Source organism: Syntrophothermus sp. (assembly GCF_013314835.1).
Lineage (GTDB): Bacteria > Bacillota > Syntrophomonadia > Syntrophomonadales > Syntrophothermaceae > Syntrophothermus > Syntrophothermus lipocalidus.
In genome coordinates this window covers 1-4382 of sequence record NZ_JABUEX010000111.1, presented here as the reverse complement: position 1 = coordinate 4382, position 4382 = coordinate 1, and the positions used below count along the sequence as shown (strand labels likewise).

Here is a 4382-nt window from a genome sequence, read left to right as displayed (position 1 = left end):
CTTTTTTTCTTTACGCTATAATTATACACGGTAAAACTGCAGGGGAGTAGCTCAATTGGTAGAGTAGCGGACTCCAAATCCGTTGGTTGCAGGTTCGAGTCCTGTCTCCCCTGCCAGAAAAATCAATAATGGCAAGGCTTCCGGGGCTGGAAGCACTTGCCATTTTCAGTTTCTAAGGGGAATTTGAGAAAAAGTTGAGAAAATAATTTCAGGTCAGTTTATCCCCGCCATAATCTCGTCAATCTTGTCAGCAGCTTCCTTCTGCATACCCTGCATGAGGTGGCCGTATAAGTCCATTGTAATGCCGATGTTTGAATGTCCCAGCCTTTCAGAAATAACCTTGGGGTGCACTCCTGCCTTAATCAAAAGGCTGGCGTGGGTGTGGCGTAAGGTGTGGAAGGATATTTCTAAGCCGCAACGCTTCGCCATTGTTACGAAGTAGCTGCCAAATGAGGTTGACTTGATGGGTGATCCGTCCTCTCTGCAGCATACCAGGTCATACTGCTTCTGGTACAGTTCGCCAAAGGCAAGCATGTTCTTCTTCTGTTCCAGCCGGTGTTTCTTCAACTCCCGGATTAGATTCTTCGGCAGGTCTATCGTTCTCTGGCTACCTTTGGTCTTCGCTTTTGGCCGGATTCTTATCTCCCTGTTAACGGTTTGCAGGGTCTGCCTTATCGTCAACGTCTCCCGCTTGAAGTCTATGTCCTGCCAGCGCAGACCGAGGACCTCTCCCATCCTCATCCCGGTGTTGATGGCGATATATGCCGGTAGGTAGAGATAGGTTCCTTTTATGCCGTTAAGCAGGGTCTCGATTTCCTCTTCATCGAGGAATACCATGTCCCTGGCTTCTTCATCCAGTTCGCTGGCCTGCTTCGGTGGGTCAACCGCGTCCGCCACATTCCGGCTTACAAGTTCCCATTTTACCGCCTGGTTTAACGCCAGGTGTATCAGCCTGTGGAAGTGCCTCACTGTGTTCGCGGTGAGGCCCGTCCCCTTCGTTTTCTTGCCATCCTTCCGCCCCTCCTTCAGGGACTTGGAGTAAAACTCCCGTAAGTGCGCGGTGATAGTTTGGCTAGAGGAATATGCCCAAGTTCCGGCTTCAGGTGGTGTTCAATGATAGAAATGTAGCTCTCCAGGGTGCGCGGCGCAAGGTTGGTTCTCCCATAGTCGTTAAGCCATCTGTCCAGGTATTCTCCAAAGGTTATCTTTTCAGGATTAATGTTGATACCCTTCTTAAATTGGGTAATCAGTTCGGCAAGCCGCGCTTCCGCCTCTCTCTTTAATCCCTTAACCGTCTCCTGGTATTTGTCGTACCTTTTTTTAGCCTCATTCCACCCCAGGCTGATGGTGATTCTCCAGGAGTCCTTTCCCTGTTTTCTGATACTTCCCCTCATTGTTCTTCCTCCCTAAACTTTGCGGTATCAGCCAGCCGCGTTCCCTTACGCAAGCTCCATTCGCTGTTCCCTTTTTCCTTAAACATTCTCTTCTGCTTATATTTTGGTTTTACCTTACCGAAGATAGCTATAACCAAAAACACTACGAAAGCTTTAAATAAATAAGTTGTTTGAAATAGGTTCAGAGAGATCAACACTTGAGAAAAATGCGCAAGCTATTACAGCGCTAATAGCGGCAAAGGCGATAGCACCGGATCTGCTATAGGGCTTAAACCCCTTACGCACAATAAACAAAAGCAGGATAGCAATAGGTATTGATTCTCCTATCAATTCTCCTATCAGTTCAGGTGTCATTTTTCTACCTCCAATCTGTCGGTTCGCAAAAGTTATTGAAACTGTTCCGGCGTGCAGGAACGCCTGTTAATCTTAATCCATTCAACTATTATTCATTCTCCCTTCCCATCGTCTCCCTCCTAAAGCAGTTTCGCTGCTAAAAACGCTACCAGGAGAATTCCTGCCAGCGACGGAGGCAACACCAACCGTATTCGCGCCAGAAACCTTTCATTCGCCGTCCTCCTTTTCCTCCGGGACGTAAACTAGTAAATCACCGGGCTGGCAGTTGAGGGCCTTACAGATTTTGTTGAGGACATCCACCTCAATCGCTGAAACCCTCCCATGGTAGTACCTGCTTACGGTGTCCCTGCCTATGTTCGCATGTTCGGCAAGGTCTTTGATTCGCCACTTCTTTTCTGCCATCTTTAGATGGACTCGGAATTCTATCATGTTGCTTCCCTCCTTCTTTCTGCAATTGTAACACAACAAAAAGTTTTCTGCAATCGGCAAAAAGGTGTTGACGAGGAGGAAGGTATGTGGTATTATGAAGGCAAGAAGCAACACAATGCTGGTTGCTATCCACACAAGATTCAAGGGAGGCTGATACCATGTTGGCGAATCTGGTGGCGCAGGCGAAGGTCCTGCCGGGGGAAATCGAAAGGCTTACGCTGGAGCTGGCAAGCAAGAAGCAGGCCCTCCACGAGTTGCTCGCCCTCCGGAGCCAAAGGGAAGCGGAAATCGCCGGAGAGGTGGCGAACGAGACGAACGGGGACGGCAAGAAGAGGTTCCCGAACGAGGAGGCGAGGAAGGCCGAAATCGCCAGGCGGCTGGCGCAGGATGCATGGTGGCAGGATTCGGAGAAGTACCTCAAGGAAATGCGGAGTGAACTGGTGGAGCTTGAGGCAAGGCTGGAGAGGTCAAGGTACGAGCACCGGACGGCAACAACCCTCCTGAACCTCCTGGCCGCAGGAATCCAGGCCGGGAACCAGGCGGTAATCGAAGCGGTGCTCCAGGAGCAGGAGAGGCCGCAGGAGGACCGGAAGGAGCAGGCCCTGGCAAACTTCATCAACGGCCTGAAGGGGGAAATCCCCCAGGAGCAGCCCCCGCAGGAGCAGGAAAAGCAGAACGGCAACGGCCTGAAGGAAGCAAAAGTCAGGGTCCTGGAGGCCAGGCCGGGGAAGTCCGAAGGCACCATCAGGGCCTGGTGCGAAACCGGGGACGGTGAGAAGGTGGCGGTGTTCGGCAAGAACGGAGCAGGCAAGAAGCTGGCAGGCAGCGTGGGGGAGGTGATAAACGTCAGGTACAAAGAGGGAGACTACGGCTGGTTTGCGGTGAAGGTGGGATAGGCCTGGGTGATTACCCAGGCCCTCGGGGAGCAGGTGAGGTTTCCGAGGCCCGTCCTGCTCCCCAGGTGGTTATTTGACGGGCACATTAAAAATTCCTGCCGAAAGGGGGTAAAAAAGAGTGAAGGTGAATGCAGATCGGGAACAGACAGCTTTGGCAAAGGATTTTACTGAAGCGTTCGAGGAGCTTGTTTATTTGCGGGTAGAAGATGTTTCCCTGCTAGCGAACGCAGAAGGGCTCGACAGGAAACGCCAAGACGCCTACGAAGAGCTAAAGGAAAAACTCGGCCAGGGGGATGCTTACCGCTTGTACAGCCAGATTGAAGAAACTTATAATTTCGAAATCGCCATAGTACGGGGGAAGGCCTACAAGCGTGGCTTCTTCGATGGTTTGCGACTGGTCCTGATGGCTATGGCTGCGAGCGGGGAATAAAACCGGGGCCGGGCATAGACCCGGCCTTCGTCCTTTCCCAATTTGACGCAGGCGTATTGTGTAGCATCACGAAAAGAAAGCACATATTTTGCCTGTATTGAGCAAAAAAAGGAGAGTAATATATAATTACCTGCTGGGGAGATACGCCCTTCTCAGGCCAAAATAAAGGCTTTATAAAGGCTTTCGGAATGGGTGGGTACGGGTATCCCGTCTTTTTGAGTGGCCCTGGTTTGACCCAGGAAAGGTTGGGTAAACCGCATGGAAACCACTGCGAAAAAACGACAAGCTTACCGAAAGGAATTCGTATACAAGTATTCCAAAAACTCTCCAGATTTTCAATCTCTAGGACTTCTCCGAACCTGACCCGCGCTGCATACTTGGCAGTATGCGAAACCGCCACCTAGCAGCCCGTGTTAGTAATAAGGTTTATTGAGCAAGCAAAAAGCTCTTTGACAACCGGAAATGGCGGAAACTGCCGCCGGTCAGGGAGAGATTCCTTTCAGGTTCCGGAAAACGCCGGCCGGAACCTGATTCCAGCTCTAAAAAGCTTGATCAGGTTGTGTACAGCACACTCGAAGCGCCAGGAAGAGCGCACTTTAGCAAGGCGGCGCAAAAGGAACTGCCTTAAGCCCCGCCCCTCCTTGATCTGACCCAGGACAGGTTCAACCGAGGTCTGCCTCAATTTGTAACGGGCCCTTCCCCTTTTGGTCCTCAGTTTCCGGCGCATGCGGTCCTTCAGGGTATAGTTTTTAGGGATCCTTCCTCTTGGGGAGGAGGCATTTCGCCACTGGCTGTGCTTTATCTTGTCAGGGGGGATCAAGGCTTCGATCCGACGCCTGGCCAGTTCTTCCAGATTCTTTTCGCTAAAGTAACCGGCAT

Annotated in this window: 7 protein-coding genes and 1 tRNA gene; 3 read left to right on the top strand and 5 right to left on the bottom strand. The window is 51.2% G+C overall.

Annotation, left to right across the window (positions count from 1 at the left end; translation table 11 throughout):
- Window positions 1-40 precede the first annotated feature (40 nt).
- Window positions 41-116 (top strand) — tRNA-Trp (locus HPY90_RS15070).
- A 97-nt stretch (window positions 117-213) separates the two neighbouring features.
- On the opposite strand, the gene HPY90_RS15065 is transcribed toward HPY90_RS15070, so the two are convergent.
- The 4 genes from HPY90_RS15065 to HPY90_RS15050 all read right to left on the bottom strand — a co-directional run bounded on the left by HPY90_RS15065 (window position 214) and on the right by HPY90_RS15050 (window position 2177).
- Window positions 214-969 carry a site-specific integrase gene (locus HPY90_RS15065; protein WP_287195703.1) on the bottom strand — a complete coding sequence of 252 codons (756 nt, stop codon included), beginning with the start codon at window positions 967-969 and terminating at the stop codon, window positions 214-216.
- Between the two features lie 56 nt (window positions 970-1025).
- Entirely contained in the window at window positions 1026-1394 is a 369-nt protein-coding gene (locus tag HPY90_RS15060; protein ID WP_287195702.1) for a tyrosine-type recombinase/integrase, read from the bottom strand.
- Window positions 1395-1547: 153 nt separating this feature from the next.
- A complete protein-coding gene (locus HPY90_RS15055) occupies window positions 1548-1748 on the bottom strand; it encodes a hypothetical protein (RefSeq protein WP_287195700.1) in 201 nt (66 codons plus the stop codon).
- Between the two features lie 207 nt (window positions 1749-1955).
- Window positions 1956-2177, bottom strand: a complete 222-nt coding sequence (locus HPY90_RS15050) for a helix-turn-helix domain-containing protein (protein WP_287195698.1) — start codon at window positions 2175-2177, stop codon at window positions 1956-1958.
- Window positions 2178-2335: 158 nt separating this feature from the next.
- Between HPY90_RS15050 and HPY90_RS15045 the strand changes: the two genes are divergently transcribed.
- The gene (locus tag HPY90_RS15045) at window positions 2336-3073 is read left to right on the top strand and encodes a hypothetical protein (protein WP_287195696.1); all 738 of its coding nucleotides are present in this window, start codon (window positions 2336-2338) and stop codon (window positions 3071-3073) included.
- A gap of 118 nt (window positions 3074-3191) precedes the next feature.
- Window positions 3192-3503, top strand: coding sequence for a hypothetical protein (locus HPY90_RS15040; RefSeq protein ID WP_287195694.1), 312 nt, complete (start codon window positions 3192-3194; stop codon window positions 3501-3503).
- Window positions 3504-4002: 499 nt separating this feature from the next.
- Here HPY90_RS15040 and HPY90_RS15035 read toward each other — a convergent pair.
- A partial coding sequence (locus tag HPY90_RS15035; RefSeq protein WP_287195692.1) for a transposase occupies window positions 4003-4382 on the bottom strand: 380 nt, incomplete at its 5' end.